A 3,506-nucleotide genomic window follows, 5' to 3' on the forward strand; every position below is an offset into this window, starting at 1 on the left:
GCCGCTGCCACCCGCCCCGGACCAGGGCTCGCTGTTCGAAGGGCTCGACGGCGCCGACGCACTCGACCCCCGCGCGCGGCAGAGCACCCGCACCATCGAAGACCTCACCACCGAGCTGGCCGACCAGCTCGCCGCCGTCGCCGGTTCGCCGGAACGCCGCCGGCTGGCCCTGCTGCTCGCCGCCGAATCCGCCGGCGGGCTGATCGCCGCGGAGATGGAGCATGCCGGCATCCCCTGGCGCCGCGACCTGCATGAGGCCATGCTCGAAAACGCGCTTGGGCCGCGCCCGCCGGAAGGGCAGCGGCCGGCGAAACTCGAAGCCCTGGCCCTGGACCTGCGGCAAAAACTCGGCAATCCCACGTTCAACCCCGACTCGCCGCAGGAACTGCTCCGTGCCCTGCACCGGGCCGGGATCGAAGTCCGCAGCACCCGTACCTGGGAGCTGCAGGAGCAGAACCATCCCGCCATCGCTCCGCTGCTGACCTACAAAAAACTCTCCCGGCTGCTTTCAGCCAACGGCTGGAACTGGCTGGATGACTGGGTGGACGGCGGCCGGTTCCGCACCGAATATGTGGTGGGCGGCGTGGTCTCCGGACGGTGGTCCTCCCGCGGTGGGGGCGCGCTGCAAATCCCCAAGAACGTCCGCGACGCCGTCCGCCCCGACCCCGGCCACAAGCTCCTGGTCGCCGACGCCGCGCAGCTCGAACCGCGGGTGCTGGCCGCCCTGGGCCAGGATTCGGCGTTGGCTGCCGCGGCCCGTGGCAAGGACCTCTACCAGGGGATCGCGGACCAGGGCTTCAACGGAGACCGCTCGCTGGCCAAGATCGCGATGCTCGGCGCCATGTACGGCGCGACCAGCGGCGAGGCCGGGCGGCTGATGCCCATCCTGACCCGGACGTATCCACGGGCGATCGACGTCGTTGAACGGGCCGCCAGGGCGGGCGAGGCAGGCAAGACCGTCTCCAGCCATCTCGGACGCAGCACTCCCCCGGAAACTGAAGCCTGGCTGCGTTCCCAGCAGACCACGTCCGCGGAGGAGCAGCGCCGGGCAGACAATCTGGCCCGGTCACGCGGACGCTTCACCCGGAACTTCGTGGTCCAGGGAACGGCGGCAGAATGGGCAACGTGCTGGCTGGCCGGCATACGACGGCGGCTGCGGGCGGCGTCGGGCACCTCACCGGCGGGGCAGCTGGTGTTCTTCCTGCACGACGAGGTTATGCTCCATGTCCCCGCCGAACGCGCCGACGAGGCTGCCGCAATGGTCACTGCTGCTGCCGCGGAGGCAACGGAGTTGCTGTTCGGGCGGATCCCACTGGAATTCCCCGTTGTGGCCACCATCGTCGACTCCTACGCCGACGCAAAATAACTAGAAGTCCGGGACCATTTCCCGGGTGGCGTCCCATGGCAGCGTCCAGCCCAGCTGGGTGAACAGGTCGTCAACAATCAGAGCGGTGAAGCCCCAGACCACCACACCGTTGACCAGGAATGCCGGGCCGCGGTGCACCTGCCCGCCGCGGGCAACCACCGTTGTGCGGCGGTTCTCCGGGTTCAGCAGATCCGCCACCGGCACGCGGAAGACCGACGCCGATTCGGCTTCGTCCACCACGTCCACCGGGGTAGGCCTGTCCCACCAGCCCAGCACCGGGGTGACCAGGAAGTTACTGACCGGCAGGCCGACCTGCGGCAGGGTTCCCAGGACCCGGACGCCGGAAGGATCCAGGCCCGTCTCCTCGTTGGCTTCCCGCAGCGCCGCTGCGACCGGATCGGCGTCGGACGCGTCCACGGTGCCGCCCGGGAAAGCTACCTGCCCGGGATGGGAGTTCAGGGTGGCAGCGCGTTCCACGAACAGCACATCAAGGTCATCGGGTACCGCGTCAGCGTGGAATCCCGCAGGATCTTCGTCCAGGACACCGAACAGGATCAGGACGGCCGCCGTGCGGGCAGCGGCCGGATCGACGGCCCGGGTCAGGAACCGCATATCCTGCCCGAAGTCAGCGCGCCCCTCACTGGCTAGGGCACCAAAAGCCTCCAGCTGTGCCTGTGCACTCATGCTTCGAGGCCGAACCCGGCGGCTCGAAGCTGCGCGCGGGTTTCCGAAGCCATCATCCGGGACAGGAGTTCCTCGCGTCCGGGTGCCAGCTCATACTTGAGCAGTTTCCGGGCCTTCTCCGGATCCGTTTCACCCTCCCCGAAGGATGGGCACAACTGGGCGACAGCGCACACTCCGCACGCCGGCTTTTTGGCGTGGCAGACCCGGCGGCCGTGGAAAACCACGCGGTTCGACAGCGGCGTCCAGTCCTTGGATTCAAAGAGCGCGGCGACGTCCTGTTCGACCTTCACCGGGTCCTTCGAAGTAGTCCAGCCAAACCGGTTGGACAGCCGCAGGAAGTGGGTGTCCACGGTGATGCCGGGAATCCCGAAGGCGTTGCCGAGCACCACGTTCGCGGTTTTCCGACCGACGCCGGCCAGCTTCACCAGTTCCTCAAGCTTGTCCGGAACCTCGCCGTCGTAGTCATCGACGATCTGGGTCGCGAGTTTCTTGATAGCCGCTGATTTGGCGCGGAAGAACCCCGTCGGCCGGATCAGCTCCTGCAGTTCGGTCTCTTCGGCTTCCGCGAGGGCCTGGGCGTTCGGATACCGGGCGAAGAGCACCGGTGTGACTGCGTTGACCCGGATGTCAGTGGTCTGCGCCGAGAGGACCGTGGCGATCAGCAGCTCAAACGCATTGGTGAAGTCCAGCTCGGCAACGGCGTAGGGGTACTGTTCCCCGAGCACCCGGTTGATCTTCCGGGCCCGGCGCTTCAGGGCCAGCAGGGAGGCATCATTGCCGGTTGCCATGAGTTCTTGTCCTTCGCAGTCAGCGATGCCCGGCCGTTCCCTGTGCTGCAGGGGACGGCCGGGCATCGATAAGGGTTTTAGTGACCGGAGCTGTCGTCGCTCACGCGCTCGATGTTGGTCAGGTCCCGCAGCACACCGATGCGGCCAGTGCGCTTGTCCTGGACCAGGAATTCGTGGCCGCGGTCTTCGAGTCCCAGTTCCCAGTCTCCCGGGTAGAACATAAACAGCGGCAGTCCGGTCCTCTCGTCGACAATCTGGCGCGGCGTGCCAACGGCGAACCAGAAGGCCTCCACCACGTTTTCGTTTTCTTCACGGGTGGCGGAAATCGAGTCCTGCCCGTGGCCGGACGACGACGGCGTCCCGGAGGCCACGGCAGGGTTCACCGTGGTCGCGGGCAGCGAATCCTGCCCTGCCGGAGCCTGGGATTCTTCCGCCGGCGTCTGGGAAGCGTCCGACGGCGACTGGGCGCCGGCGGCTGCCTGAGCACCAGCGGCGCCTGCCGCCCCTGCCCCTGCCCCGGTTCCCTGAGTTCCCTGAGTTCCTTGAGCCGCCCCTGCACCGCTGGCTGCTGTGCCGGCACCACTGCCAGCCGCGCCGGCGGCAGCGCCTGCTGCTGCGCCGGTTACTCCGGCCGCACCGGCACGGAGACCGGCGCCGGATCCGCTGGC

Annotated in this window: 3 protein-coding genes and 1 pseudogene; 1 reads left to right on the top strand and 3 read right to left on the bottom strand. The window is 68.1% G+C overall.

Translation table 11 applies throughout. From position 1 onward, the window contains the following. A partial coding sequence (locus RTN46_RS16715) for a bifunctional 3'-5' exonuclease/DNA polymerase (RefSeq protein WP_312183103.1) occupies positions 1–1,366 on the top strand: 1,366 nt, incomplete at its 5' end. Here RTN46_RS16715 and RTN46_RS16720 read toward each other — a convergent pair. The 3 genes and pseudogenes from RTN46_RS16720 to RTN46_RS16730 all read right to left on the bottom strand — a co-directional run. Continuing rightward, positions 1,367–2,050 (bottom strand): NUDIX hydrolase, encoded by a 684-nt coding sequence (locus RTN46_RS16720; protein WP_396157996.1) that lies wholly within the window; start codon positions 2,048–2,050, stop codon positions 1,367–1,369. It lies immediately after the preceding gene. Beyond that, on the bottom strand, positions 2,047–2,838 hold the full coding sequence (gene nth / locus RTN46_RS16725; protein ID WP_312183105.1) for an endonuclease III: 792 nt from the start codon (positions 2,836–2,838) through the stop codon (positions 2,047–2,049). Before nth ends, RTN46_RS16720 begins: the two co-directional genes overlap by 4 nt. A gap of 77 nt (positions 2,839–2,915) precedes the next feature. Beyond that, positions 2,916–3,506, bottom strand: a pseudogene (locus RTN46_RS16730) (hypothetical protein); the annotation flags it as partial.

This window comes from Arthrobacter sp. (assembly GCF_031988865.1).
Lineage (GTDB): Bacteria > Actinomycetota > Actinomycetes > Actinomycetales > Micrococcaceae > Arthrobacter_B.